Origin of the sequence: Lactococcus sp. LG1267 (genome assembly GCF_017309545.1) — a bacterium.
Taxonomy (GTDB): Bacteria; Bacillota; Bacilli; order Lactobacillales; family Streptococcaceae; genus Lactococcus; species Lactococcus petauri.
Window position 1 is genome coordinate 464478 of record NZ_CP071295.1, and the last position, 26801, is coordinate 491278.

At 37.9% G+C, this 26801-nt stretch carries 18 protein-coding genes, 8 tRNA genes and 1 rRNA gene; 24 read left to right on the forward strand and 3 right to left on the reverse strand.

Annotated features, from left to right (window positions below; translation table 11 throughout):
• Positions 1 to 36: 36 nt before the first annotated feature.
• The 24 genes from rexB (at position 37) to recO (ending at position 22762) form a co-directional block, all read left to right on the forward strand.
• Positions 37 to 3360 carry an ATP-dependent nuclease subunit B gene (gene rexB / locus J0J33_RS02365; RefSeq protein WP_173816973.1) on the forward strand — a complete coding sequence of 1108 codons (3324 nt, stop codon included), beginning with the start codon at positions 37 to 39 and terminating at the stop codon, positions 3358 to 3360.
• Positions 3353 to 6916: a helicase-exonuclease AddAB subunit AddA gene (gene addA, locus J0J33_RS02370; RefSeq protein ID WP_173816971.1), complete on the forward strand. Its 3564-nt coding sequence runs from the start codon at positions 3353 to 3355 to the stop codon at positions 6914 to 6916. The genes rexB and addA overlap by 8 nt, the downstream gene beginning before the upstream one ends.
• A 1-nt stretch (position 6917) precedes the next feature.
• Positions 6918 to 7121, forward strand: coding sequence for a DUF951 domain-containing protein (locus J0J33_RS02375; RefSeq protein ID WP_019292460.1), 204 nt, complete (start codon positions 6918 to 6920; stop codon positions 7119 to 7121).
• 115 nt (positions 7122 to 7236) lie between these two features.
• The gene (gene ychF / locus J0J33_RS02380; protein WP_003133569.1) at positions 7237 to 8352 is read left to right on the forward strand and encodes a redox-regulated ATPase YchF; all 1116 of its coding nucleotides are present in this window, start codon (positions 7237 to 7239) and stop codon (positions 8350 to 8352) included.
• Positions 8353 to 8461: 109 nt separating this feature from the next.
• Positions 8462 to 9034 (forward strand): aminoacyl-tRNA hydrolase, encoded by a 573-nt coding sequence (gene pth / locus J0J33_RS02385; RefSeq protein WP_019335922.1) that lies wholly within the window; start codon positions 8462 to 8464, stop codon positions 9032 to 9034.
• Positions 9031 to 12516, forward strand: a complete 3486-nt coding sequence (mfd, locus tag J0J33_RS02390) for a transcription-repair coupling factor (RefSeq protein WP_206921764.1) — start codon at positions 9031 to 9033, stop codon at positions 12514 to 12516. Before pth ends, mfd begins: the two co-directional genes overlap by 4 nt.
• A 120-nt stretch (positions 12517 to 12636) precedes the next feature.
• Positions 12637 to 12909 carry an RNA-binding S4 domain-containing protein gene (locus J0J33_RS02395; protein WP_017370095.1) on the forward strand — a complete coding sequence of 91 codons (273 nt, stop codon included), beginning with the start codon at positions 12637 to 12639 and terminating at the stop codon, positions 12907 to 12909.
• Between the two features lie 27 nt (positions 12910 to 12936).
• Positions 12937 to 13308, forward strand: coding sequence for a septum formation initiator family protein (locus J0J33_RS02400; protein ID WP_019292436.1), 372 nt, complete (start codon positions 12937 to 12939; stop codon positions 13306 to 13308).
• Positions 13305 to 13586, forward strand: coding sequence for a S1 RNA-binding domain-containing protein (locus J0J33_RS02405; protein ID WP_019292435.1), 282 nt, complete (start codon positions 13305 to 13307; stop codon positions 13584 to 13586). The genes J0J33_RS02400 and J0J33_RS02405 overlap by 4 nt, the downstream gene beginning before the upstream one ends.
• The gene (locus J0J33_RS02410; RefSeq protein ID WP_019292434.1) at positions 13583 to 15019 is read left to right on the forward strand and encodes a 4-hydroxyphenylacetate 3-hydroxylase N-terminal domain-containing protein; all 1437 of its coding nucleotides are present in this window, start codon (positions 13583 to 13585) and stop codon (positions 15017 to 15019) included. Before J0J33_RS02405 ends, J0J33_RS02410 begins: the two co-directional genes overlap by 4 nt.
• On the forward strand, positions 15000 to 16301 hold the full coding sequence (locus tag J0J33_RS02415) for a serine hydrolase (RefSeq protein WP_206888129.1): 1302 nt from the start codon (positions 15000 to 15002) through the stop codon (positions 16299 to 16301). Before J0J33_RS02410 ends, J0J33_RS02415 begins: the two co-directional genes overlap by 20 nt.
• Positions 16298 to 17551, forward strand: coding sequence for a tRNA lysidine(34) synthetase TilS (gene tilS, locus J0J33_RS02420; RefSeq protein ID WP_173816965.1), 1254 nt, complete (start codon positions 16298 to 16300; stop codon positions 17549 to 17551). Before J0J33_RS02415 ends, tilS begins: the two co-directional genes overlap by 4 nt.
• A complete protein-coding gene (hpt, locus tag J0J33_RS02425; protein WP_003133579.1) occupies positions 17544 to 18083 on the forward strand; it encodes a hypoxanthine phosphoribosyltransferase in 540 nt (179 codons plus the stop codon). Before tilS ends, hpt begins: the two co-directional genes overlap by 8 nt.
• Before the next feature lie 112 nt (positions 18084 to 18195).
• Positions 18196 to 20241 carry an ATP-dependent zinc metalloprotease FtsH gene (gene ftsH, locus J0J33_RS02430; protein WP_003133580.1) on the forward strand — a complete coding sequence of 682 codons (2046 nt, stop codon included), beginning with the start codon at positions 18196 to 18198 and terminating at the stop codon, positions 20239 to 20241.
• A gap of 225 nt (positions 20242 to 20466) precedes the next feature.
• Positions 20467 to 20538, forward strand: a tRNA-Glu gene (locus J0J33_RS02435).
• 5 nt (positions 20539 to 20543) lie between these two features.
• Positions 20544 to 20633 (forward strand) — tRNA-Ser (locus J0J33_RS02440).
• A 9-nt stretch (positions 20634 to 20642) separates the two neighbouring features.
• A tRNA-Met gene (locus tag J0J33_RS02445) sits at positions 20643 to 20716 on the forward strand.
• Positions 20717 to 20738: 22 nt separating this feature from the next.
• Positions 20739 to 20811 (forward strand) — tRNA-Phe (locus J0J33_RS02450).
• Between the two features lie 3 nt (positions 20812 to 20814).
• Positions 20815 to 20885, forward strand: a tRNA-Gly gene (locus J0J33_RS02455).
• Between the two features lie 39 nt (positions 20886 to 20924).
• Positions 20925 to 20998: transfer RNA gene (locus J0J33_RS02460), tRNA-Ile, on the forward strand.
• Between the two features lie 2 nt (positions 20999 to 21000).
• Positions 21001 to 21116 (forward strand): 5S ribosomal RNA (rrf, locus tag J0J33_RS02465).
• A 2-nt stretch (positions 21117 to 21118) separates the two neighbouring features.
• Positions 21119 to 21192, forward strand: a tRNA-Asn gene (locus J0J33_RS02470).
• A gap of 552 nt (positions 21193 to 21744) precedes the next feature.
• Positions 21745 to 21817: transfer RNA gene (locus tag J0J33_RS02475), tRNA-Lys, on the forward strand.
• Positions 21818 to 22003: 186 nt separating this feature from the next.
• On the forward strand, positions 22004 to 22762 hold the full coding sequence (gene recO, locus J0J33_RS02480) for a DNA repair protein RecO (RefSeq protein WP_173816963.1): 759 nt from the start codon (positions 22004 to 22006) through the stop codon (positions 22760 to 22762).
• Between the two features lie 34 nt (positions 22763 to 22796).
• Here the strand turns inward: recO and lpdA are convergent, their stop codons facing one another.
• From lpdA to J0J33_RS02495, 3 genes are read right to left on the reverse strand one after another with little or no spacing between them, the layout of a single operon-like run.
• Positions 22797 to 24218 (reverse strand): dihydrolipoyl dehydrogenase, encoded by a 1422-nt coding sequence (lpdA, locus tag J0J33_RS02485; RefSeq protein WP_019292153.1) that lies wholly within the window; start codon positions 24216 to 24218, stop codon positions 22797 to 22799.
• 23 nt (positions 24219 to 24241) lie between these two features.
• Positions 24242 to 25828, reverse strand: a complete 1587-nt coding sequence (locus tag J0J33_RS02490; protein ID WP_019293668.1) for a 2-oxo acid dehydrogenase subunit E2 — start codon at positions 25826 to 25828, stop codon at positions 24242 to 24244.
• Positions 25821 to 26801 (reverse strand): alpha-ketoacid dehydrogenase subunit beta, encoded by a 981-nt coding sequence (locus J0J33_RS02495; protein WP_003133589.1) that lies wholly within the window; start codon positions 26799 to 26801, stop codon positions 25821 to 25823. Before J0J33_RS02495 ends, J0J33_RS02490 begins: the two co-directional genes overlap by 8 nt.

Below are 26801 nucleotides of genomic sequence, written 5' to 3' on the forward strand. Positions count from 1 at the left end.
TAGAATAGACTTAACGAAAGTGAGGTCTATTTTTTTATGGAAATCATTTATACTGAAATTACACAAGATCTAACTCAATTTCTTTTGGAGCGTGCTCAACAGGCATTGAAAGAAGAGAAAAAAGTTTATTATATTGTTCCATCTTCAATGTCTTTTGAAAAAGAAAAGGAAATTTTAGAGCGTATTTCATCAGGTGCAGATACAGCCGTTTTTGACCTCTTGGTTACACGTTTTAAGCAACTTCCTTATTATTTTGATCGTAAAGAAAAAAATACAGATGAAAAAGTCGAACTCAGTCAGTCTGGATTGAGTATGCTTTTTCGTAAAGTTTTGAAGTCTTTTTCTAAAGAAGAATTGCCACTCTATTATAGTTTGCAAAGTTCACCAGCTTTCCTTGAAATGTTGGTGAATTTGCGTGCAGAATTAGTTACTGCAAATTTAACCTGTGAAGACTTACCCGAAAGTCCCAAAAATATGGAGTTATCAGCAATTTTAGCACGTTTCGAAGATGAATTAAATCTCTCTTATGCTAATTTTTCAGAGTTTCAACATTTTATACAAAGTATAAATGAGGGCAAATTTAATCAGGTGTTACATAATGCGGTAATCATTATTGATGGCTATACGAGGTTTACTGCTGAAGAGGAAAGTTTTATTTCTGCCCTTCATTCCGCAGGTTCAGAAATCATCATTGGGACCTATGCTCGTTCATCAGACTATAAGTTGACAGATTTTTCTTTGTCGGTTTACACGAATGCTCTAGAGATGATTCAACGTTTTCGCAATAAGTTTTCTGCTCAAATCTCTTCTGTTTCGAATACAAAACCAGATAAAGTATATGATAAGTTGACACGTTTGATTGAACTAGAAACTAATTTTATTCAAGAAAGAGAAAATATTGAGCTAGAGTCTAAAGATAAAGAACATTTTGAAATCTGGGAAGCAGAAAACCAGATGGCAGAAATCGAAGCCGTTGCTAAAGAAATTCGTCAAAAGATAGCTCAAGGCGCTTTATTTAAAGACTTTACGGTATTGGTTGGTAATGTGGAAGCTTACGCAATACCAGTTCAAGAAATCTTTGATTTGTATGAGATTCCTTTTTTCTATGCTCAGGAAGAAGCAATGAGTCAGCATCCCTTGATTATTTTCTTAGAAAGTCTTTATGCAATAAAAAAGAACAATTATCGTACTAATGATGTGGTCAATCTCCTTAAAAGCAAAGTTTACAGTGGTGTAAACTTTAGCCAAGATGCCTTAGATTACTTTGAATACTATGTGAACAAGTATAAAATTCGAGGCAGAAAGAAATTTGCCACTGCTTTTGAAGAAAGTGAATTTTTAGAATTAGAGAAGGTTGAAACTCTAAGAGAAGAGATGCTTGGTGAATCCTCAGCTCTTCAAAAGTTTTTGAAAGGTAGTTCAGAAAAAACGGGAGCCAAGTGGCTTGAACAATTTCAACATTTTATCCAAAATGGCAATGTTCTTGAGAATATGAATCTGCTTTATAATCAAGCTGAAGTTGAAGAAAATCATGTCTTGGCAGATAAATATGAACAGGTTTGGAAATTACTTCTTTCTAATTTGAAGGAATTTCAGGCCGTTTTTGCTGAGCAAAAGATGAAAGTGCTCGAATTTCTTGAGTTAATCTTAGCTGGATTGAAAGGTGCGAAATATCGCCAAATTCCTGCAAATGTTGATGTTGTCAATGTAAAAGACTATGAACTGGTAGAAGCAAGAACCAATAAGTATATCTATGCTATTGGTCTGACAATGGCTAACTTTCCCAAAATCAAGAAAAACTCTAGCTTACTTTCGGATGAAGAACGTGCGATTATTAATCAAAATGTATCTCATGATGATTTTCGTTTTATTGAGCAATTAAATGTGACAAACTCTAGTAAGAATACCTTTACAAGTGTCTCGTTAGTCAATGCAGCAACAGAAAAGCTCGTACTTTCGACACCTCAAATTTATGCGAATGCTCAAGATGATAGCTCGGCATTATTGCAGTTATTTATTGAACATACAAAAGCAGGAGAAAGTGTTAAACGTGAAGTCTCTTCAGTTAATCTCCTGGAAACCGTAACGCATATAGGGAATACACGTTCTCTCATTACAAATATTGGGAAAATTGAACATCTACTTGCTCAAGAGGAAATCGATGGGGGAGAGGATAAACGTAGTTTTTGGTCCAGTTTATTCCGTATTCTTCTTAAAGAAAATCCCGATTTTCAACGTTTGATTTATAATCTTGATCAAGATATAGCACCTGTATCCTTGGATCCTGAGACTGTAAAAGAAATTTACAAGGATAAAATCCATGCTTCTGTGAGTAGTTTTGAACGTTTTTATAATTGCGAGTACCAGTACTTTTTAGAACAGACCTTAGGATTAGAAAGTTTTGAAAATATAGATTTGAATTCAAAAGTCGTTGGTAATTTCTTTCATGAAGTTTTTGAAAAACTCCTAGATAATCCTAACTTGAACAGCGAAAATTTCGATGATCACTTGGAAAGTGTTTTACGTGATGTTGACACTTCCTATGCCCGCTATTTCACACAAGATGCAACCGCACAATTTACATGGACAAATCTTGGAGAAATCGTCAAGCAAACTGCAGTTGTTTTGAAAAATGGCTTGGAAAATGATCAGATGAAGACTTTAGCAACCGAGAGTGCTTTTGGTTTACCGCAAAGTGAACTGGGTAATTTTTCTATAGACAAGATTAATTTAAGAGGAAGAATTGATAGAATAGATCAATTTTTTGATGATAGTATTGGTGCTATTGATTATAAATCTAGTCAGCATAAATTTGATCTTGCGTCAGCTTATGATGGAACAAGTTTACAGTTTCTTACTTATTTAGATGTCCTCAAGCAAATGAATGCTGATCAAAAGCTTTGGGGCGCTCTTTACCTGCAGTTAAAAAACGAAAGCATCAACCTTTCTGATGTAGATTATTTAGGAGAAATAGCTGCCTTATTAGCTAAAAAAATGCGCTATGAAGGTCTTATTCTGGAAGAGTATAAGGATAAAGTAAATCAGGAAATTGACGTTGTTAACATTAATCGAAATAATGTCTATAGTCAAGAGGAGTTTGAAGGCCTTATCAAGCTCAACGAAAGTCATTATGCTCGTGCGGGAGAACGACTGCGTGAGGGAGAGATAGCGATTAACCCAGTCATGACTAAAGAAGGTATCGATAAATCTGGTAATGTACACGGATGTCGCTATTGTCCTTTAAAATCAATCTGTCGCTTTGAAGCAAGCAGGCATATGAATGATTATACCCGTGAAGTCGGTCAAAAAAGTCGCAAAGAGATTCTTGAAGAGTTGAAAGGAGGTCCAGTAAATGACTGAAGTAAAATTGACACCCGAACAGGAAGAAGCAATACATAGCCAAGGACATAATATACTCGTTTCAGCAAGTGCTGGATCAGGAAAGACTTTTGTCATGGCGAACCGGATTGTTGAAAAAATAAAAAATGGCATTGATATTGAGAGCTTGTTTATTTCAACCTTTACTAAAAAAGCGGCAGCAGAATTACGTATGCGTTTAGAAAAAGATCTAAAGAAAGCAAGTTATAAATCTCAAGATAGTATTGAAAAACAAAGGATTAAACTGGCATTACAAAAACTGCCTCATGCAGACATTGGTACAATGGATAGCTTTACACAGAAATTGTTACGAGAAAATTTTAATCGTGTAGATATTGATCCAAACTTTAGAATTCTAGCAGATCAGACAGAGAGTGATCTCTTGAAGCAAGAAGTCTTTGATGATCTGGTCGAGCAATATCTTTCAGAACAATCAGAAATCAAAGAGATAGCAAAAATAGATAAAAAGACCTTTGAAAAGCTGGTAAAAAATTTTTCAAGAGATCGGAATATTAAAGGCTTCCAGAGCGTGGTTTACACGGTTTACAACTTTGCTTCAGCAACAGAAAGTCCTGAAAATTGGTTAAAAAATGAATTTCTTAAAGGCTTTGATTTTTATCAAAAATTCTCTGATTTACCCGAATCATTTTCACAAGATGTAGTCTTACAACTCGAAACCTTTATTTTAGATTTACAGAAATCTCTGACGGAAAAAAATCTTACGGGGAAAACTTTAGAAAAAGCACAGATCGTAGTGGATAATCAAGAACATCTTCTTTCTAGTTTAGCTCGGAGAGATTATCTTCAATTTACGGAAATTTTTAGATCTCTTGACTTTTCGCGCTGGTCATTAAAGAAAGATGAAATTTTAGCAGAAAGTTTTAAGTCTGTGATAGGAACCAAGACTGCTCCAGGTCTTGTGAGAGATTTTTTAGAAAAAATAAAACATTTGTCAACGATTGAAAAATATCAACCTGAAGCAAAAGTTTTGGCTGAAACCCTTCAAAAATTTGTTCTATATTTTTATAATGTCTATCTGGAGCGAAAACGTTCGGAAAATGCATTTGAATATTCGGATATTGCCCATTTTGCAATTAAAATATTAGAAGAAAATCCAGATGTCGCAACGGCTTATCGTAATAAATATAGTGAAATCATGATTGACGAGTATCAAGATACCAGTCATGTCCAAGAAGCGATGCTACGGTTGCTGAGTAAAAATGGTGACGGCTCTGATAATCTTTTTATGGTTGGTGATATTAAGCAATCGATATATGGTTTTCGTTTGGCCGATCCTAGTCTTTTTCTCAAGAAATACATGGCCTATGCTGATGAAACGAATCCTAATCAACTGATTCGTCTCAAAGAAAATTTTCGTTCACGCGGTGAAGTCCTCTCCTTCACAAATGAGGTATTTAAACATTTGATGGACGAAGAAGTGGGAGAAATGATCTACGGTAAAGAAGAGGAATTGGTCCAAGGGAATCTTATGGACTATCCGGAGAAGTTAGAAGAGAACTTTTACCCTGAGCTCCTTCTTTATGAAGAAGATACTTTAGAAGATGAGTCAGAACAAATGAGTGATGGAGAAATAAAAGTTGTTGCTCAACAAATTAAGGAGCTGATAGCCTCTGACGAGAACTTAGAATATAAAGATATCGCTCTTTTGGTACGTTCCAAATCTCAAAATAATAAAATTGAAGATATCTTAAAAGCTTACGATATTCCAGTCGTTTTGGATGAGGGGCGCGTTGACTTTTTAAAATCTCTTGAAGTAACCTTAATTTTGGATATCTTGCGTGCTATAGATAATCCGCTCTATGATATTCCTTTAGTGGCGACCTTACGCTCACCAATGTTTAACTTTACAGAGGATGATCTTACAAGGATTAGTTTGAATGCTGGTTCTGATACCCGGTTTTGGCAGAAGTTGCAGCTTAGTGATGGAGAGCTGATAGACAAATCCCTTAAAACAAAGATTGATACCTTTTTGGAGAGGTTTACAGGGTGGCGTAAACTTGTAAACGAAGTCACTATCCATGAACTTCTATGGAAGATTTACACAGAAACTTTTTATCTGGACTATGTTGGAGCGCTACCAAATGGTGAGATGCGTCAAGCCAATCTTCATGCTCTTTCAGTAAGGGCTGAATCCTATGAAAGTTCGGGCTATAAAGGTCTTTTCCGATTCATCAAGATGATTGATAAATTTATGGAACAAAACAACGACCTTGCTTCTGTGAATATTAAGTTGCCACAAAATGCGGTAAGAGTAATGACTTTTCATAAGTCCAAAGGGTTAGAGTTTGATGTTGTCTTTCTCATGAATTTACAAACTAAGTTCAACCAGAAAGATCTAAGAGATTCGGTGATACTTACTCGGGAAAATGGCTTAGGAATGAAATATACTGCTGATTTAAAAAATGAGTCAGCTGTAGAGACCGATTTCCCCTATGCTTTGGTTAAAATGGAAACCTTACCGTATCTCGTCAATAAGGATTTGAAGCGAAATGCAATGCTTTCAGAAGAAATGCGTGTTCTTTATGTCGCCTTTACAAGAGCGAAGAAAAAACTCTATATGGTCGGTAAAATCAAACCAAAAGATCTGGAAAAATATGGGGAAACGAAATTAGAAAAAGGCATTTTACCTCTTAAATATCGTCAAGCTGCGAATGGCTACCAACATTGGTTGTTAGCTCTTCAAAAAGCACATAAGTTACCGATGAATTTTAAAGTAATCAAGGCTGCTGATTTACAAGGGGTTGATAAAAAGTTTACAGTTTATCCTGACTTTAAAAAATTAGCAGAAGACGCGAAAAAATTTGATAAAATAATGGACAGTTTATCCGATGTAAAACAAGCGCGGGCTATATTAGATTATCAATATCCAAAGTTAGCAGCAACGAAACTTTCAAGCATTCAAACTCCTAGTCAAGTTAAAAAAAGAAGTTATGAAAAGCAATTAGAGTTGGGAAATGTTTTACCATCAAGTGAGTATGAACGTGTAAAACAGTTGGAGATGTTGGATTTTGGTCAACATAAAATTACAGCTGCCGAAATAGGTTCTGCTACCCATAGTTTTATGCAATATGCAGATTTTTCACGACCAAACTTATTCGACTTCCAACAAACCTTGGATCAGATGGACCTTCTGGATGAAGTGAAAAACAAAATTGATTTACCCAAAATTCTGACTTTATTTGACACAGATTTTGGTAAAGTCCTGGTTGATAACGTGGAGCGTACAACCAAGGAAGCACCTTTTTCTATGTTGAAAACAGATGAAGTTGCACAAGAACAATATATTGTTCGAGGAATATGTGATGGCTTTATAAAATTTGAAGATAAGATTATCTTGTTTGACTATAAAACGGATTATTTTCGCAATCAAGTGCAGATTGCAGAAATCAAGAAAAATTATGAAGTTCAGATGGAACTCTATGCAGATGCTTTAAGGAAGGCCTATCATGTCAACCAAGTTGACAAGTATTTGATTTTATTAGGTGGACCTCAAAAAGTCGTCGTAGAAAGGTTGTAAAATGTTAGACTATCAATTAGGATCAATTGTTGAAATGAAGAAACCACATGCTTGTACAATCAAATCAACGGGAAAAAAAGCAAACAGTTGGGAAATAATTCGAATGGGTGCAGATATCAAAATTCGATGTACGAATTGTGATCATGTCGTTATGATGAACCGTAATGATTTCAATAAAAAAATAAAAAAAGTTGTGACAATGTAGTCACAACTTTTTGTTTGGGCTTTTAAAAACCTTGATAGAATATGCTTTTTTGTCTTTTTTCATGATTTACGGTATAATTGGATGACTATAAAATTTGACGGAGAAATGAATAAATATGGCTTTAACAGCAGGTATTGTCGGCCTTCCTAATGTCGGAAAATCTACTCTTTTTAATGCAATTACAAAAGCGGGTGCTGAAGCAGCAAACTATCCTTTTGCAACCATCGAGCCTAATGTAGGTATGGTTGAAGTTCCCGATGAACGCTTGACTAAAATCACAGAATTAATCAAACCTAAAAAGACTGTTCCTACAACTTTTGAATTTACAGATATTGCAGGTATTGTAAAAGGTGCCTCTAAAGGTGAAGGTTTGGGTAATAAGTTCCTTGCGAATATTCGCGAGGTTGATGCAATCGTACACGTGGTTCGTGCTTTTGATGATGAAAACGTGATGCGCGAAAATAACCGTGAGGATTCTTTTGTTGATCCATTGGCAGATATTGAAACAATTAATTTAGAGTTGATTTTGGCCGATTTAGAATCCGTAAATAAACGCTATGCGCGGGTTGAAAAAGTCGCACGTACGGTTAAGGATAAAGATGCGGTAGCAGAATTCAATGTTTTGTCTAAAATCAAGCCAGTTTTGGAAGATGGAAAATCTGCGCGAACAGTAGAATTTGATGAAGAAGAGCAAAAAGTTGTCAAACAGCTATTCCTACTTACTACAAAACCTGTCCTGTATGTCGCTAATGTAGGTGAAGATGAAGTAAGTGCACCAGATGACATTGAATATGTGAAACAAATTCGTGAATTTGCAGCGACTGAAAATGCAGAGGTTGTTGTTATTTCAGCACGTGCTGAAGAAGAAATTGCCGAACTTGATGATGAGGACAAAGCAGAGTTTCTTGAAGCACTCGGTTTAGAAGAATCTGGTGTTGATAAATTGACAAAAGCAGCTTATCACTTACTTGGACTTGCCACATATTTTACAGCTGGCGAAAAAGAAGTGCGTGCTTGGACCTTTAAGCGAGGCATGAAAGCTCCTCAATTGGCAGGAGTCATTCATAGTGATTTTGAAAAAGGATTTATTCGTGCTGTAACCATGTCTTATGATGATTTGATGAAATATGGTAGTGAAAAGGCTGTTAAAGAAGCAGGACGTTTACGTGAAGAGGGTAAAGAATATGTGGGACAAGATGGCGATATCATGGAATTCCGCTTTAACGTGTAAGATAGTTCCCCAAGCGTTTAAGCCTATGAGCCAAAAAGTTTTACAATAACTAAAAAGAGCTGATTTGTATGAATCAGCCTTTTGCTATTTTTGGGAAAGAGGAGAAAAAATGACAAAAATGATTGTAGGGCTAGGAAATCCTGGCGACAAGTATGAGCAAACCAAACATAATATGGGCTTTATGGCTGTTGATTTACTTGCAAAAGACTATGGTGTAAACTTTAGCATGGAAAAAACCTTTATGGCTGAAGTTGCTTCTACTTTCGTTAATGGTGAAAAAGTTTTTCTAGTAAAACCGCAAACCTTCATGAATGAATCAGGACGCGCCATCCAACCTTTATTGACTTACTATAATCTGGATCCAGCAGATTTAACGGTCATTGTTGACGATATGGACTCGGCTATTGGACGCGTGAGACTGCGTCAAAAAGGTTCTTCAGGTGGTCAACGTGGAATAAAGTCAACAATCACTCATCTAGGAACAGAGCAGTTCAACCGAGTAAAAATTGGGATTGGACGTCCAGAACATGGAAAAACAGTAGTTGCACATGTCTTATCTAAATTTGATAAAGAAAATGTAGAAATTGCACAGGACGGCATAAACAAGGCTGTAGAGGCAGTTAAATTCTATATTGAATCAAATGATTTTTCACAAGCAATGAATAAATTTAACGGACAATGAAAATAAACGAATTTTTTGATCAAAACCACGATTTACAATCATGGCAGAGAAGTTTTGCAAAAGCAGAGCGTACGCTTTTAACCGGTCTATCTGGAACTGCTCAGGCGATGGTTATGGCTAATGCTTATGAGAATAATCCGGATAAGTACGTGATTGTAACTGATAATCAATACCACGCAAACGAACTTTATGATGAACTGACTAATCTTGTTGAAGATGAGAAGGTTTACCAATTTTTTTCAGATGACAATGTCTATGCTGAATTTGCAATAGCAAGTAAAGACCGGACAGCCTATCGTCTTGAAGCTCTAAATTTCCTGCTTGATACACAGCAAACAGGATTTTTGGTCGTTCCTTTTATGGCTTTACGTTCGCTCTTGCCTCACCCTGATAATTTTCAAGAAAACTACCTTCTCCTGACTCAAGGTGATGAATTTGAGATGACAAGTCTACTCGAAATATTAGCCAGCGCCGGTTATGAGAAGACACAGCGTGTGATGGTACCTGGAGAGTTTTCACAACGTGGCGATATCGTGGATATTTATCCACTCGATGCAGCACAACCTTTAAGGCTGGAATTTTTTGGCGACGAAGTAGATACGATTCGTGCCTTTGATAGTGAGACACAACGCTCGCACGAAAATATGGATCAAGTAGAAATATATCCGGCGAGCGATTTTATTTTAATGCCTTGGGAATTTGAGCAAGGTGTAAAAAAATTAAGTGCTCAGCTACAAAATGTAACCGATCCTACAGCTCAATCTTATTTTGAAGAAGTGATTGCAGCAGCGGAAAATCATTACTATCATAAAGATTTACGCAAGTTTGCAGAATATTTTTACGAAAAGCCAGCCTCTCTTTTGAATTATTTTCCGAAAAATATTCAAATCTTTATTGATGATTTTCAAAAAATTAACGAAGCCAATAATAAAACAGAACAAGAACTTGCAGAATTTATTGTTTCGGAAAAAAGTATGGGACGCTCTTTTGAAGGACAAACCTATCTTTTAGATGTTATTTCTAAGTTACGTTCTCACAAACCGGCAAGTTTTTTCTCGAATTTTCAAAAAGGCTTAGGAAATATAAAGTTTGATGCTTTATATAATTTTAATCAACATTCGATGCAGCAGTTCTTTGGGCAAATGGAACTCTTTTACACCGAAGTTGACAGGTTTGTAAAGCAGGGTTTTACAGTTATTTTGGCTGTGTCTTCTGAGAAACTACGTTCGGAGCTCCAGAAACTAGATTTAGAGCTTCAAATGGTGTCCATTGATGAAATCCAAAAAGGAAAAATAAACCTTTTGAAATTAAATCTTAACAATGGTTTTAATTTTATTGATGAGAAACTTGTTGTTATTACTGAGTCAGAAATTTTTGGTAAAGCAAGAAAGAAAAAAACACGGCGTTTAAATATCACTAATGCAGAACGTCTAAAAGATTACAACGAACTCGAAGTTGGTGATTACGTTGTACATAAAAAACACGGGATAGGGAAATACTTAGGTATTCAAACCATTGAAGTATCAGGAATGCATCGTGATTACTTGACGATTCAATATCAAAATGGTGATACGATATCAGTTCCAGTAGACCATCTGAATCTATTAAGTAAATACTCTGCTGCAGAGGGAAAAACTCCCAAGATAAATAAGCTTAATGATGGCCGTTGGCGTAAAACGATGTCGTCTGTAAGTAAACAAGTCGAAGATATTTCTGAGGACCTGATCAAACTGTATTCGGCAAGACAAGCTTTAAAAGGTCATGCTTTTTCTGTGGATGATGTTAACCAGGAAGAATTTGACAATGGATTTGCTTACCCAGAAACTGCAGACCAGTTGCGCTCAATTAGTGAAATCAAAAAGGATATGGAACTTGAGCGACCGATGGATCGACTATTAGTGGGAGATGTTGGCTTTGGGAAAACAGAGGTTGCAATGCGTGCAGCCTTTAAAGCAATTAATGACAGTAAACAGGTCGCCGTTTTAGTACCAACCACTGTTTTAGCGGAACAACACTATAATAACTTTATGGAACGCTTTGTAAACTTTGGTGTAAACATTGCTGTTTTGAGTCGTTTCCAAACCAAGGCTCAACAAACGGCGATTTTGGATAAGTTAAAGAAAGGACGCGTGGACTTAATCATTGGTACCCATCGTCTTTTATCCAAGGATGTCGAATTTCTTGACTTGGGCTTAATGATTATTGATGAGGAACAGCGCTTCGGTGTCAAACACAAGGAACGTTTGAAAGAATTAAAAACACAGGTTGATGTTTTGACACTTACCGCAACACCTATACCGAGAACCTTGCATATGTCAATGTTAGGTATTCGTGATTTATCAGTCATTGAAACGCCACCAACAAACCGTTATCCTGTCCAAACATATGTAATGGAAACAAATTATGGAGTTGTACGTGATGCGGTACTTCGGGAGATTTCGCGTGGTGGGCAGGTTTACTACGTTCATAACCGAGTAGACAGTATTGAGCAAAAAGTTTCCCAACTGGAAGAGTTGATACCTGAGGCAAGAATTGGCTATATTCATGGACAGATGACAGAAATTCAATTAGAAAATACCTTGATGGATTTTATAAATAATGAATATGATGTCTTAGTGGCAACGACGATTATTGAAACAGGGGTTGATATTCCAAATGCCAATACGCTCTTTATTGAAAATGCCGATATGATGGGATTATCGCAACTGTATCAATTAAGGGGGCGCGTGGGCCGAAGCAGTCGAGTTGCTTATGCTTACTTTATGTATAAACCAGAAAAAATCTTATCTGAAGTTTCAGAAAAGCGTTTAGAAGCAATCAAGGGCTTTACAGAACTTGGCTCAGGTTTCAAAATTGCAATGCGTGATCTTTCAATTCGAGGCGCAGGAAATTTGCTGGGAGCAGAACAATCTGGCTTTATTGATTCGGTTGGTTTTGAACTTTACTCGCAATTGCTTGAAGAAGCAGTCCATAAACGCATGGGTGGCGATAAGATTAAGACGAAGACCAATGCGGAAATTATGCTTGGCTTAGATGCTTTTATTCCAAGTTATTATATCGGTGATGAAAGACAAAAAATTGAGATTTATAAGCGTATTCGCCAAGTGGATACTCGAAAAAACTATGAAGAACTACAAGATGAGATGATGGACCGTTTTGGAGAGTATCCGGATGAGGTTGCCTACTTGTTAGAAATTGGGTTATTGAAAACATTTGCGGATAATGCTCTCGTTGAAAAAATCGAAAAAAATAAATTTGAAGTTGTGCTAACAATGGCTAAATCAGCCAATACGATGTACGATCCACAAGAGTATTTTGAAGCTTTGTCTGAAACAAACTTAAAAGCAAGTGTGGGTGAGAAGCTAGGAAAAATGACTTTTCGTTTTAAAATTGAAAATCGAAAAGATGTCGTCCTTCTACGTGAAATCATGAATTTTACTGAAAAACTTTCAGAATTAAGAGATAAGCACGAAAAAGAATAATGTTTCATATGAAACATTATTCTTTTTTTTAGAAAACTCTTTATTTAAAAGCCTTTAACGACTCTAAAAATAATTTCAAGTGATTTTTCAAAAGGCTTGAAGTGTGTTATAATAACCACTATGAGATTAGATAAATTTTTAAAGGTTTCTCGTCTGATAAAACGTCGCCCTGTAGCTAAAGAAGTTGCTGATAAGGGACGAATTAAGATCAATGGGAAAATAGCGAAATCTTCAAGTGATGTTAAATTTGATGATGTCATTGAAATTCGCTTTGGAAACAAGATTGTAGAAGTAAGTGTTCTAGAACTTAAAGAATTCACGCGTAAAGAAGATGCAGAAAAAATGTATAAAATTTTGAGTGAAACACGGATTACTGCAGATACTGAACTATAATTCAGCTATAAATTTTTCGGAGGAAAAATGGACAAACAAATTATTCATTTGAAAAATGATTATACGAATGCTAAACAAACAGAAAGAAACTCCCAACCTCTACCTCGACGGAAACATCTAGGTATTATTTTGATTGGAGCAATGTTGCTTTTTAGCTTAGCAACTATCAGTGTGGTACAGTCTTATCAAAATTTGCAAAAACAAATTGCAATGGAGGCTCAAGCTGCACAGAAAAATGCAGCATTGGACCACGATTTAGCCCTTAAAAGTTCAGATATCAGTAAACTCAAAGATCCAACCTTTTTAGCAAAATATGCGCGTGCTAAATTAGATGATTCCCAAGCAAATGAGAAAGTTTTTAGCATTCCAGAACTTGTCAATGGTGGGATAGAGCCGTGATTGGAAAAATAAAATCAATCAGTAAATTTGGACTTTTTGTCCTTTTTTCTGATTCAAAAACAGGTCTTTTACGGTGGTCGAATATACCTAAAAGACAGATAAAATTTAAAGCAGGCGATCTTATTGAAGTGGAAGTTTTGAAGGAACGTGAAGATGGAAAAATAGAACTATCTTTTATCGAAAAAGATTTTAAAGAAACTTTTGGGAGTTTTTTGGAAGAAACTGAAGATCGGCTGAGAGATTTAAGCACAAAAAACGGGAACCTTAAAAGATTATGACGACAAAAGATGGAAACTTGAATGACGGACGTGCTGTATATTATCAAGGAAAACGCATTGAAGATTTTACAGCAGAACCAGTTTTTGCACGGACTTTAAAATATATTCAACGTTATTACGAGTTGCAAAACGAAAAAGCAGGGCATATGTATGATGAAAAGGGTATTCAGCGTCCTACAATGTTTCTTCCACCTAAAAGTATTGAGGATTTGGCCAAAAAACGTAAGATTTATGAGGATGTGGCGCGTGAAAGCTTTGGGATGCTAGGACGTACACCTGATTTTATTGATACGGGCATTGCTGTTCTTGATTATTATGCTGATATTCTAGGAGCAGATCAACGCACGAATTATGCACTAAATGCTAAAAAATGGGGAGAAGGTGTTAAGGAGAAAGACTTATTCGTTTCCCATGCAATTCAGAATCCTCAAGTGGATCGTTCGAAAAATTTGAATACCTTGCTTGAAGAAGGGCAAGAATTTGCAGCAGTTTGGATCAAAGAAGAGCGTCCAGATGGTGTGCTTGTTCGGGGTGCCAAACAGGTTAATACTTTGGCGCCTTTAGCTGATGAATTAATGGTCTTTAACTTGCCGGGGCTCTCAGCTGAAGATAAAAAGTTTGCTCTGGCTTTTTCTGTTCCCTTAGCTACTGAAGGTATGAAGATTGTCTGTCGTAAATCCACAATGCGAGAGGAATTTTCTCTCAAAGATTATCCCCTTTCGGGATCTTTTGACGAGATGGATGCGTTTATCATTTTTGATGATGTCTTTATCCCAAACGAACGTCTTTTTGTTTGTGGTGATGTTGCCTTGTCGAATGCATTCTTTGAAGGTTCAGGTTTTTTTGTACATACGGCACATCAAGATGAAGTTCGCGGCTATGTGAAGTTAGAATTTGTAACAGGCTTAGCTGTACGCTTAGCAGAAAAATTAGGCTTGACTGAGTTTTTGCGTGTGCAAGAGATTTTAGGAACTTTAACAGTAAATTTGGAAATAATTAAATCCAGTATTCTGGCGAGTGAATATACTGCGCAGATAGAAAATGAAGTCTTAAAACCAAATATGCAAGTTTTACTTGCCGTTCGTGCGAGTTTAACAAAGTATTATGATGAAGCTCTTCGGGCCATTGCTGAATTTGCTAGTGGCTCAATTGTTGGCGTGCCAGATTTTCGAGAATTTGAAAATTCCGAAATAGCTGACCTTTTGAAAGCAAGTATGACTAGTCCATTGCTTCAGGCAGAGGATCGTGCACTTCTGCTTAATTTAGCTTGGGATATTACTGGCGAATCTTTTGGCCAACGCCAAAGAACTTATGAATTTCTGCACGGTGGTAATCCAATGTGGATTAAGAATATGCACTGGAAAACCGCAGACTTAAGTAAAGCATACGATATGATTGATAAGGTTTTAGAAAATGCAAAAACTGAAGAATGAAATGAATATAGCTGTTTGGTTGGTAATGATTATAATGCTCATGCCAGCCTTTTTTATCTTGCCGCAGAAGAATCAAAATGTAAGCATTGATTCCAAAGTAAAAAGCTTAACACAAAGTAAGGAAAATTACTATACAAGCATACCTTCTCGTGCCGTGACGCTTACTCAAGTAATAGCCTACAAAGATGCATCCATGACACAAAAAATCGGGGAAATTCCGAGGCAGAAACAGCTTGAAATTATAAATTTAAAAGAAAATATGTTTGAATTGGCCAATCATACTTTTGTCAAAGCAGATCCGAAAATGATAGGTTCAGATGTTTTACTGAAGAAAGAAGAGCAAAAGATAAGTGTTTATACAGCAAAGACAGCTGAAGTTTATTATAGTCCGTTTACGACTTATGACAAGGAAGTTTACACAAAACTTTCAGGTGGTCAAAAACTGCTTACCAATCAAGTTGCCACAACTCATTGGGGCACTTATTATGAGGTTAGCTTTAATGGGGGACAAACAGGATGGATTAGCAAGGAAAACTTGAAGTTTGAAGACCCTAAGATGGTTCAGGCTCAAGAGATGTTGAAGCAAAAGTATGACGATTCAAAGTATTCTATTTATGTTAAACAACTGGACAACTCATTTACAATAGGTGTCAACCAAAAGCAAAAGATGTATGCAGCGAGTTTATCGAAGCTTCCGATATTGTATTGGACACAAAAGCGCTTAAATGAAGGTCAAGCAACCTTAAGCGACAAATTGCTATATAATACTGCAATTAATACATTTAAAGGTTCATTTGAAGCTGGAGGAACAGGAACTCTACCAGTTATAGCTGATAATAAAGGCTATTCCTTATCAGAAGTGATCGAGCGGACAGCAAAAAACTCGGATAATGTGGGAAGCAATCTTTTAGCCTACTATGAAACGGGACAATTCTCTCCAGCTTTTCGAAATGAGATTACAAAAATCGCAGGGGAAGCTTGGGATCCGGTTGAGCGAGAAGCCTCATCTGAAATGACCGGAAGAGTGCTCGAAGCTCTGTATAATGAAGGAGGTTACTCCTTCAATGCTTTATTTGATACACAATTTGACGATGTAAAAATACAGGCAGGTTTACCTAAAAATGTTCGTGTTGCACATAAAATTGGTGCTGCTGATGCTTACAATCATGATGCAGCTATTGTCTTTACAAATCAACCTTATATCTTGGTGATAGAAACAAAAGGTGGTAGTGACAAGATCATTTCCCAAATTTCCAAGGATGTCTATGAGGTACTCAAATGAATAGATTTCTAAAACTGGTTCAACAAAAGGAATTCTTTAAAGAGCACAGACGCGTTTTAGTTGCCTTATCTGGTGGGAAAGATTCAATGACTCTTTTCAATTGGCTTTATACTTACCGCAAAGAACTTGAGGTTGAACTGTTTACAGCACATGTAAACTATGGTTTACGCGATGTTGCAGATTGGGAAGAAGAACAACTGAAGCAAAAAATGGCGGATCTCCAGATTGAATTGGAAGTTGCTCATTACGATTCTGATGAGAAATTCAGTGAAGAAGCAGGAAGAAACATGCGTTATGAGTTTTTTCGTCAAGTTATGGCAGATAAAAACTGTACTGCTTTGGTCACAGCGCATCACAAAGGCGACCAAGTTGAAACAGTCCTCATGCGCGAAATTACAGGACGACGTTTACGCCATTTGACCGGAATTCCTGAACGTCAGGCCTTTGGTACCGGTGAATTAATTCGTCCTTTACTCACTTTTAGTAAAGCAGATTTTGATGCGGAGGAATATTTTGAGGATGTAACAAATGCAGGAACGGATTATTTGCGCAATCGTGTACGTAATCAATATATACCAGCACTTACACAGGAAAATCCACAGTTTTCTGAGGCAATTGTAAGTATGTCGCAAGAAATTACCTTGGCTTTTTCAGTAATCAAAGATAAAATAGCAGAGTTAGAAATTATCAAGGACGAAATCAATCTCAAACTTTTTCTCAGACAATCGAGGGCTTTACAACATTTTATCCTTCAAGAATATCTAGAAAAATTCCCTGACCTGCAGGTTTCCAAAGCAAAATTTTCAGAACTTTTATGGATTATTGAGCGTCCGCAGCAATACCGTTCGGAATTATCTAACGCCTATTTTTTTGTGAAAAATGACCAGTATTTCATGATTGTTCCGAATCAACCTTTCCCTAAAAAAGAAATCGAAATAATGGAGGATGATCCCAAAGATGCAAGTTTCATGCGTGTTGATCTTCCAATGGAAGGTGAAATTGAAATAAGGAAGCGTCAGCCAGGGGATTATATTTTGATAAATGGGCATCATAAAAAATTGCGGAAATTTTTTATTGAACAACATGTTCCATTGGAAAAGCGCGAAAATCTTTTAATTTTAGTTGAGAAAGATATCTATGCTATCACTGATTTAACTGTTTCAGATTTGAGTAAAGCCCTTAAAAATGATAAAATGAAAAGGACGCTGTGGGTCAAACCCACTATAAGAGAGGATATTGATAATGCTTGAAAAAGACATAAAAAAAGTACTCATTTCAGAAGAAGAAATCCAGAGTAAAACGATTGAACTTGGAAAAATTCTTGCTGATGAATATAAAGACAAAAATCCATTGCTTCTAGGCATTTTACGTGGCTCAGTTCCCTTCCTTGCGGAATTAGTTAAACGCATGGATATCCAATTGGAAATGGATTTCATGACCGTTTCAAGCTATCATGGCGGAACAGAGTCTTCAGGTGAAGTAAAGTTGCTTCTTGACGTGGCTACTCCTGTAACTGGACGAGAAATTATTATTGTTGAAGATATCATCGATACTGGCCGTACTTTGAAATATCTGAAAGAGCTTCTCGAACACCGTGGGGCGACCGTTAAAATCGTAACACTTTTGGATAAACCAGAAGGACGTGTTGTGGAAATTGATGCAGATTATACTGGCTTTACAATTCCAAATGAATTCGTTGTCGGTTTCGGACTTGATTTCGATAACCACTACCGTAACCTCCCTTATGTCGGTGTATTAAAAGAAGAAGTTTATAACAAATAAAAAAACTCATACCAAAGTATGAAAAATGCTCATGATAGGGCTTACTAATAGCAAAAGATACGTAAGTATGCTATAACTAAGAGATAAAAAAATAAAAGGCAAAGAAGAAAATATGAACAATCCAAATCCTAACAACAATAAAAACGGAGGCTTTATTAAAAGTACTCTAGGTTGGGTCTTGCTTGTAATCGTCATCGTTTTCGGTATTAATGCTTTCTTTAGTGGCAATCAATCTAACGTTGATAAAATCAGCTACTCTACATTGATGAGTGACATTAAAGACGGTAATATTAAATCCCTGAAAATGCAGCCTAGTGATAGTCTGTTTACAGTTTCTGGCGAATACAAGGATCCTAAACCTGTAGAAGGTAATAACAACCTTCCATTTTTACCAGGCAACAATTCTAAAGTAACGAATTTCCAATCGCTTATTATCCCTACAGATAGTGTGATTAAAGGTGTCCAAACAGCAGCAGAAGAAAAAGGAATCCAAGTGAGTGTCGTTCCAGCTTCAACAAGCGGTATGTGGATCCAAATTCTTTCATACATCTTACCAATGCTTCTCATGGTCGGCTTCTTCTGGCTAATGATGGGCGGAATGGGCTCACGTGGTGGCGGCGGTGCCGGCAATCCAATGAGCTTTGGTAAATCTCGAGCGAAGCAACAAGACGCTAAAACTTCAAAAGTTCGCTTTGCAGACGTTGCAGGATCAGAAGAAGAAAAACAAGAACTTGTCGAAGTTGTTGATTTCCTCAAAAATCCTAAAAAATACCATGATCTTGGTGCACGTATCCCTGCGGGAGTTCTTTTAGAGGGCCCTCCAGGTACAGGTAAAACTTTGCTTGCAAAAGCTGTTGCCGGTGAAGCTGGCGTACCTTTCTATTCTATTTCTGGTTCTGATTTTGTCGAAATGTTTGTCGGTGTCGGTGCCAGCCGTGTACGTGACCTTTTTGAAAACGCGAAGAAGACAGCACCATCAATCATCTTTATTGATGAAATTGATGCTGTCGGTCGTCAACGTGGCGCTGGTCTTGGCGGTGGTAATGATGAACGTGAACAAACACTTAACCAACTCTTGGTTGAGATGGATGGTTTCCAAGACAATGATAACTCTGTTATTGTTATCGCAGCGACAAACCGCTCAGACGTTCTCGATCCAGCCTTGCTACGTCCAGGTCGTTTTGACCGTAAAGTACTTGTTGGCGCCCCTGATGTTAAAGGTCGTGAAGCTGTACTTCGTGTGCATGCGAAAAACAAACCCCTTGATTCAAGTGTTGACCTTAAAGTTGTTGCACAACAAACCCCAGGTTTTGTTGGAGCCGATCTTGAAAATGTCCTTAATGAAGCTGCTCTCGTGGCCGCACGTCGTGATAAAAAAGTTATCGATGCTTCAGATATTGATGAAGCACAAGACCGTGTTATTGCAGGACCAGCTAAGAAAGACAAGAAAATCTCTGAACGTGAACGTGAAATGGTGGCTTACCATGAAGCAGGGCACACAATCGTTGGTTTGGTCCTTTCAAACGCTAATACTGTCCATAAAGTTACGATCGTTCCACGTGGCCGTGCCGGTGGTTATATGATTGCTCTTCCTAAGGAAGATCAATTCCTTCTTTCAAAAGAAGATATGCAAGAAAACCTTGCAGGTCTTATGGGTGGCCGTGCAGCTGAGCAAATTATCTTTAATGCTATCACGACAGGCGCTTCAAATGACTTTGAACAAGCTACGCGTATCGCTCGTGGTATGGTGACACAATACGGTATGTCAGAAAGACTGGGCACAATCAGTTACGAAGGCAGTCAAGCTGTATTTATTGGACGTGATTACGGACAAACAAAAACTTACTCAGAAGCTACAGCACAAGCTATTGATGAAGAAATCCGTGCAATTACGAAAGAAGCTTACGATAAAGCTGTTGAGATTATCGAAGCTCACCGTGAACAACATAAAGCTATTGCGCTTGCCCTTCTTAAATACGAAACATTGGATGCTAAACAAATCATGTCTCTTTATAAGACAGGTAAAATGCCGGATGATGTTATCGAACACGAAAATGAGCCTGTAGAAGCAAAATCATTCGAGGAAGTCCTTGAAGATGCAAATAAAGCTCAAGAAGAAGCAGCTAATGAAAATAAAGAAGATAAAACAGTCGAATAAGACTGTTTTTTTCTAAACTCGAATATTTATAATCTAAATATTCGAGTTTTTCTTTGACAAAAAATAAAAATATGGTATACTAATATAGTTGTCACTCAACAAGTTCTATCTAAACACGAATTAAAAAGAAATTATTTTGGAAAAACTACAGTTTATTCTTGACATATTTCTAAATTAGTGTATAATAGAAAAGTACTGTTCGAGAGGACAGCGCAATAATAAGATGGTCCGTTGGTCAAGGGGTTAAGACACCGCCTTTTCACGGCGGTAACACGGGTTCGAATCCCGTACGGACTATTTTTGGAGGATTACCCAAGTCCGGCTGAAGGGAACGGTCTTGAAAACCGTCAGGCGGGTAAAACCGTGCGTGGGTTCGAATCCCACATCCTCCTTTTTATTATCGCGGGATGGAGCAGCTAGGTAGCTCGTCGGGCTCATAACCCGAAGGTCGTAGGTTCAAATCCTGCTCCCGCAATTAATTGTTGAATTACATTTTTGGCTCGGTAGCTCAGTTGGTAGAGCAATGGATTGAAGCTCCATGTGTCGGCGGTTCGATTCCGTCTCGCGCCATTTGCGGGTGTAGTTTAGTGGTAAAACCTCAGCCTTCCAAGCTGATGTTGTGAGTTCGATTCTCATCACCCGCTTTGTTTTTTATAAAAGTATGAAAAACATTTCAAATATGAGGGAGCATAGCTCAGTTGGTTAGAGCACTGTGTTGATAACGCAGGGGTCCGAGGTTCAAATCCTCGTGTTCCCATATTTGGTATTCATTGCATAGGAGATACACCTGTTCCCATGTCGAACACAGAAGTTAAGTCCTATAACGCCGGAAGTAGTTGGGGGTTGCCCCCTGTGAGATAAGGTAGATGCCAAGTATTGCGGATTAGCTCAGTTGGTAGTAGCGCATGACTGTTAATCATGATGTCGTCAGTTCGAGTCTGACATCCGCAGTCCCAAGACAATCTAAGGGTTGTCTTTTTTTATTTTATATACTACTGATGAAACCGCTAACTCTTTTACTTGAAAAAGACCTCGGAACATGTTAGTATATGTATATAGAAAAGCACTGGAATGTGCGAGTTTACTCAAATTTTTGACCGACTATATTTGTATTGCATAGGGGTTCAAGAGACATTCGATAGCGTTAAGACTCTGAATAAAGTAAGAGCAGCTGATCTGAAGCGAGAACACCCACCTGGCTTCTTGGCGGGTTCAATACTGGAGTAAGCATACGGCATTCAATCAGTGTTTTTTTTGTGTATTTATAAATTTTTTTTACAAATAAAGTCATTCTCTTAGTATCTTTAGTTATTAACTCAAAAGGCTATAAAACACCATTGTGAGCTTTCTTAACTTGTTTCACATATCTTTTTACTAAGGTTCTGCAAAAGACGCTAAAAGAGCTCATATGGAGCCTTGAAGGATGAGAGAAATAAATACAAAAATTCTTGCAATTTTTACTGAAAGTGCTATACTAATAAAGTAAGTTATTACATGTGAATAGCCTCCTTAGCTCAGTTGGTAGAGCAGTAGACTCTTAATCTATGGGTCGCAGGTTCGAGCCCTGCAGGGGGCACTATAAAGTAAACAGTCTCATCTTTAAGATGAGACTGTTTTTTATATCGAATTAAGATGATATAAGATGTTGAAGCTATTTTAATAATAGTAATACTATCTTGCTTATCTGAGTAACAGCCTTAGCTGTAGGTGCAATAGGATAAGTCTCTTGACAAAGATAGACCTCTGGCTTTACAATATAAGAATGAAGAGTGTTGAAACCCGTGGGCTTGTCCTGTATACTAAAAATTATCGTGAAAAAGATAAGTTGGTCAAGATTTTTACTGAGTCTTTTGGCAAGCGTATGTTTTTTGTTAAAAATTTTGCACGTTCTAAATATGCCAGCAGTTTACAAAACTTTACAGCTGCAAGTTTGATGGGAACAATCAATGAGGAAGGTTTTTCCTTCCTTGATGATGTAAGTGAAGCCGTAACTTATAAGCGTATCAGTGAGGATATTTTTCTTAATGCTCATGCTTCTTACATTATTAGTCTAGCCGATGCAGCAATTCCGGATAACCAATATGATTCTTCTCTTTATGCTTTCGTGATTAAGTGTATGGACTTGTTGGATCAAGGTTTTGATAAAGAAATCATTACCAATATTTTTGAAATCCAAGTTTTAAGTCGTTTTGGAGTTGCTCTAAATTGTACGGAATGTGCTTTTTGCCATAGTAAGCAAGGTCCTTTTGATTATTCCTATAAATTCAACGCTTGCCTTTGCAAAAATCATTTTGATGAGGATATGCGTCGCTTACATCTGGATCCTAATGTTCTTTATTTGGTCAATCTCTTTCAGGAAATATCTTTAGAACAACTCGAGAAAATATCTGTTAAAAGAGAGATGAAAGAAAAGATACGTTTATTTATTGATGGTATCTACGACGAGTATGTCGGTATTCATTTGAAATCTAAAAAGTTTTTAGATGGAATGAAAGATTGGGCCGACATAATGAAAGAATAAAAAAAGCATTCAGATGAATGCTTTTTTTATTCTTTTAAACGTGGATAGGTAATCCATCAGCAATTTCAGCTGTATCCATGATTGCTTCACCAAGTGTTGGGTGAGGCTGGATAGTCAAGGAAATATCTTTTGAAGTCAAACCGTTTTCGATCGCAAGAGCAAGACCTGAAATCAAGTCAGAAGCTCCAGGACCAACGATTTGAGCACCAATAACGGCTCCTTCTTTGTTCTCTGTAATTAAACGAATGAAACCTGTCGTATCGTCCATTGAGATAGCACGTCCGTTAGCTGCAAATGGGAATTTGCTGATTTTAACTTGATCCATACGATCTTTTACAGATTCAGGTGTTTCACCTACAGTAGCCAACTCTGTTGTTGTATAAGCAACAGCAGGAAGAGCGATATGCAAGTCCACAGCATCTTCTCCGCCCGCAATGGCAGCCGCCGCAATCTTCGCTTGGAATGATGCTTTGTGTGCGAGCATTGGTCCAGGAACAACGTCACCAATAGCATAGATGTGTGGTACAGAAGTTTGGAATGAGTCATCGACTTCGATGAGGCCACGATCTGTAAGCTTAACGTCAGTGTTGTTAAGACCTAACATGTCAGTATTTGGACGACGACCTACGGATACGAGTAAGTAGTCACCCGTAACAGTTTGTTCTTTACCATCTACTTCGAAAGTTAAAGTAACATCTGTATCTGTTTGAGTCGCAGATTTTGCCATAGCAGAAGTGAAGATTTCTGAACCAGCAGTTTTTACACGGTTAGCAATGATGTCTGACATTTCTTTGTCAAAACCATTCAAGATGTGATCTAATCCTTCAACAATAGTAATTTTAGAACCTAACATACGGTAGGCGCCACCAAGTTCAGAACCGATAACACCACCACCAACGATGATCAAATGTTTAGGGATTTCCTTCAGATTAAGGGCACCTGTTGAATCAATAATGCGTCCGCCGTAAGGGAAACTTGGGATTTCAATTGGACGTGAACCTGTAGCAATAATTGCATTTTGGAAGTTCAACAATTGGAAGCCGTCTTCTTGCTCCACGTTAATTGTTTCATTATCGATGAATTCAGCTGTTCCTTTAATCAACTCAATTTTATGCTTTTTCAGGAGCATTGCGATACCGCCAGTGAGTTGCTTCACAACTTTTTCATCTTTCCATGATTGAGCAGCGGCCCAATCAAGATTTACTTCACCGTTAGAAAGTCCAAAGGGACTTTTGCCTGCTTCTTGTTTAAGAGCGTCTTGATAGTGGTGTCCCACGTTAATCAAGGCTTTTGAAGGGATACAACCAATATTAAGGCAGACCCCACCTACGTTATCTTTTTCGATAACAACAACTTTTTTACCAAGTTCAGCCGCGCGAATCGCCGCAACGTAACCGCCAGGGCCTGATCCGATGACAACTGTATCTACTTCAGTGGCTTGTGCACCAACAACCATAATTATTCTTTCCTCTTTTCTTCTTAAACTTCCATGAGCATGTAAGCTGGATCAGCTAAAAGACTCTTAAGATAGTTCAATGAACCTTGTCCGAGCATACCATCGATGAGACGGTGGTCATAGCTTACAGAAAGCTTCATGTTTTGACCAACAGCTAATTCACCTTCAGCGTTAACGATTGGTTCTTTAACGATTGAACCAAGGCCAAGGATCATAACGTCAGAACCATTGATGATTGGTGTAAACCAAGTGCCGCGGGCAGAACCAATATTTGAAATTGTGATTGTTGAACCGCGCATTTGGTCTGGTTTGATAGAACCAGTACGTACAGCTTCAGCAAGTTCAGAAATTTCTTTAGCAATAGTAAAGATTGATTTCTTATCTGCATTTTTAATCACAGGTACATAAAGTCCGCTTGGCGCATTTACGGCGATACCAATGTTTACATCATTATGGTAAACAATATCCGTACCGTCGATAGATGCGTTAATTTCTGGGAATTTCTTAGCTGTAGCAGCCAAGGCTTTAGTCACGTAAGCAAGGTAAGTAAGTTTAACATCTTGTTTAGCCGCAATTTCTTTGTATTCTTTACGGTGAGCAACAAGTTTAGAAACTTCCACTTGGTCAAAGTTAGTAACCGCTGGAATATTTGCATTTTGTGTGCTCATCGCGTTTGAGATGGCTTTACGTGTTGGCGTCATTGGCTCACGACGATCACCTTCAGCTGCTTGTACAGGAGCTGGAGCTGGTTTAGGAACAGCAGGTTTAGCTGCATCAGCCTTAGGAGCTGGCTTAGCTTCCGCAGGAGCAGCGGCTTTAGGAGCAGCTGCGCCAGAAGCAAAGGCTTTGACATCTGCCAAGGTTGTGTGTCCATGACGACCTGTAGATTGAACTTGAGTCAAATCAATACCGTGTTCACGCGCATAGTGACGTACAGATGGCATCGCAAGAACGCGACCGTCTGCAGTAGTACGTGTTGTAGCACCACCTTCAGTTTTAGGAGCAGAAGGTGCTGTATCGGCAGTTGTTGTTGGAGCAGCTTTAGGAGCTGGAGTAGCGGCAGCTGTAGAACCATTACCATTGTATTCGATAAGTGGAGCGCCGACTTCAACAGTTGTTCCAGCCTCAACAAAGAGTTTTGTAACTTTACCAGAGTAAGGAGACAAGATCTCTTGCATCAATTTGTCGTTTTGTACTTCAGCAACAGGATCATCTTCTTTGACGTCGTCTCCGACTTTTACAAGCCAGTTGGCGATATCGCCTTCGTGCATACCTTCACCGATATCAGGCATAGTGAAGATTTGAGCATCACCTGAAGGAGCTTCAGAAGCAGCAGCGGGAGATGCTTCAGTAGTACCAGCTTCACCTGAGCCATCTCCATCATATTCGATAAGTGGAGCGCCAACTTCAACAGTTGTTCCAGCTTCAACGAAAAGTTTTGTTACAGTACCAGAGTAAGGAGACAAAATTTCTTGCATCAATTTGTCATTTTGTACTTCGGCTACTGGATCGTCTTCTTTAACGACATCTCCGACTTTTACAAGCCAGTTGGCGATATCGCCTTCGTGCATGCCTTCGCCGATATCAGGCATTTTAAAAATTTCAGTCATAATCTACTACCTCTTTCACTTTTTTCACAATATCGTCAGCTTTAATTGCCCAGTCATTTTCGGCTTGAGCAAATGGGAAGATAGAATCTGGCCCCGCTACACGGCCGATAGGTGCTTTAAGTGACAGAACGAAACGTTCTGAAATTTCCGCCATAACGTTAGCAGCAATACCAGCTGTACGTTGAGCTTCTTGAACGACAACAACACGTCCAGTTTTTTCAACTGTTTCACCGATTGATTTGATGTCAAGTGGTGAAACAGTACGCAAATCAAGAACTTCAGCGCTAACACCTTCTTTTTCGAGTTGTTCAGCAGCCTTGATAGCCAAAGGAACTGTACCACCATAAGCGATAATTGAAACGTCTGAACCTTCTTTAGCAACCACTGCTTGGTCTAAAGGTGTTGTGTAATAACCTTCTGGAACTTCACCCTTAACAGAACGATAAAGGTGTAAGTTTTCAAGGTACATTACAGGATCATTATTTTCAATGGCTGCCAAAAGGAGACCTTTAGCATCAGCCGGATTTGAAGGCATAACAACACGAAGACCAGGAATTTGAGCAAAGAGCCCTTCAATAGAATCGGCATGCATTTCAGGTGTTTTTGTACCGATACCATAAGGTGTACGGATAACAATTGGGTTATGACGTGTGTTATTAAAACGGTAACGTGTACGAGACATTTGTCCAGCAATTGAATCAAAAACTTCATACACAAATGTGCCAAATTGGATTTCCATAACAGGGCGGAAGCCTTGAGTTGAAAGACCAATTGCTAAACCACCAATACCAGATTCAGCTAAAGGTGTGTTGAAGACGCGATCTTCTCCGTGTTTGGCTTGGAGTCCGTCGGTTGCACGGAATACCCCACCATTTTGTCCAACGTCTTCACCGAAGATCAATGTGTTTTCGTCACGTTCAAGCGCCAAGTCAAGCGCTTCTGTGATTGCTGCAATATAAGTTTTTACTGCCAT

Bases quoted from the DNA above. Each gene is read 5' to 3' on its own strand.
- pth (WP_019335922.1), top strand. From the start codon at position 8,462: ATGACAAAAATGATTGTAGGGCTAGGAAATCCTGGCGACAAGTATGAG.
- J0J33_RS02410 (WP_019292434.1), top strand. From the start codon at position 13,583: ATGACGACAAAAGATGGAAACTTGAATGACGGACGTGCTGTATATTAT.
- tilS (WP_173816965.1), top strand. From the start codon at position 16,298: ATGAATAGATTTCTAAAACTGGTTCAACAAAAGGAATTCTTTAAAGAG.
- ychF (WP_003133569.1), top strand. From the start codon at position 7,237: ATGGCTTTAACAGCAGGTATTGTCGGCCTTCCTAATGTCGGAAAATCT.
- J0J33_RS02415 (WP_206888129.1), top strand. From the start codon at position 15,000: ATGCAAAAACTGAAGAATGAAATGAATATAGCTGTTTGGTTGGTAATG.
- recO (WP_173816963.1), top strand. From the start codon at position 22,004: ATGAAGAGTGTTGAAACCCGTGGGCTTGTCCTGTATACTAAAAATTAT.
- J0J33_RS02495 (WP_003133589.1), bottom strand. From the start codon at position 26,801: ATGGCAGTAAAAACTTATATTGCAGCAATCACAGAAGCGCTTGACTTG.
- J0J33_RS02375 (WP_019292460.1), top strand. From the start codon at position 6,918: ATGTTAGACTATCAATTAGGATCAATTGTTGAAATGAAGAAACCACAT.
- J0J33_RS02400 (WP_019292436.1), top strand. From the start codon at position 12,937: ATGGACAAACAAATTATTCATTTGAAAAATGATTATACGAATGCTAAA.
- J0J33_RS02490 (WP_019293668.1), bottom strand. From the start codon at position 25,828: ATGACTGAAATTTTTAAAATGCCTGATATCGGCGAAGGCATGCACGAA.
- hpt (WP_003133579.1), top strand. From the start codon at position 17,544: ATGCTTGAAAAAGACATAAAAAAAGTACTCATTTCAGAAGAAGAAATC.
- mfd (WP_206921764.1), top strand. From the start codon at position 9,031: ATGAAAATAAACGAATTTTTTGATCAAAACCACGATTTACAATCATGG.
- rexB (WP_173816973.1), top strand. From the start codon at position 37: ATGGAAATCATTTATACTGAAATTACACAAGATCTAACTCAATTTCTT.
- ftsH (WP_003133580.1), top strand. From the start codon at position 18,196: ATGAACAATCCAAATCCTAACAACAATAAAAACGGAGGCTTTATTAAA.
- lpdA (WP_019292153.1), bottom strand. From the start codon at position 24,218: ATGGTTGTTGGTGCACAAGCCACTGAAGTAGATACAGTTGTCATCGGA.
- addA (WP_173816971.1), top strand. From the start codon at position 3,353: ATGACTGAAGTAAAATTGACACCCGAACAGGAAGAAGCAATACATAGC.
- J0J33_RS02395 (WP_017370095.1), top strand. From the start codon at position 12,637: ATGAGATTAGATAAATTTTTAAAGGTTTCTCGTCTGATAAAACGTCGC.